The sequence below is a fragment of the Haloferax sp. Atlit-6N genome, from assembly GCF_003383195.1.
Lineage (GTDB): Archaea > Halobacteriota > Halobacteria > Halobacteriales > Haloferacaceae > Haloferax > Haloferax gibbonsii.
This window is the reverse complement of the sequence record NZ_QEQJ01000095.1, coordinates 1-628: the sequence shown is the minus strand read 5'-3', so window position 1 is coordinate 628 and position 628 is coordinate 1. Positions and strand designations below refer to the sequence as shown.

1 protein-coding gene is annotated in these 628 nt (G+C 59.1%); it reads right to left on the bottom strand.

All coding sequences use genetic code 11. From position 1 onward, the window contains the following. Nucleotides 1-598, bottom strand: a 598-nt coding sequence (locus tag DEQ92_RS21350; protein ID WP_115821748.1) for an NAD(P)/FAD-dependent oxidoreductase, incomplete at its 3' end; no start/stop codon positions are given. Between the last annotated feature and the right edge of the window lie 30 nt (nt 599-628).

The window sequence follows — 628 nt, the reverse complement described above, 5'->3', positions numbered from 1 at the left end:
GCGTGTACTGCATAATCTGCTGGAGTTTGGGGTGCTCGAAGTACTTCTCGACGTGATCTTGCATCGAGCCGATGAGCGAGAGGCCGCGGGCGTTCTTGAAGACGTTCCAGTCGATGAAGTCCCGGAGCGAGGAGCGATCCTCGTAGACGAAGTGCTCCATCCCGACCTCGTCGTTCTTCTTCGACTTCTGGAGGTACTCGTCGAAGCGGTCGCCCGCGCCGGGTTCGTAGGACTCGAACGTCTGTCGGTTCTGTTCGAGGTCCGGAACCATATCGACGCGGTCGCCGTCTTTGAAGAAGATGCGATAATGGGGGTCGAGGCGGGTGAGTTCGTAGTAGTCCGAGGGCCGCTTGCCGAAGTACGCGAAGAACCGCTCGAACACGTCGGGCCTCAGGTACCACGATGGACCCATGTCGAACCGGAATCCGTCTCGTTCGAGCGTGCTCGCTCGGCCACCGAGTTGCTCGTTTTTCTCCAGCAGCGTCACATCTGCCCCGGCGTCGGCGAGGTAGCAGGCTGTCGAGAGACCGCCGAATCCACCACCGATAACGACGATTGATTCGCCAGCGAGGGAGTCGAGGGCCGAGACGGAATTCATGGAGCTTTGTAAGGACGTTGAGAACATAAA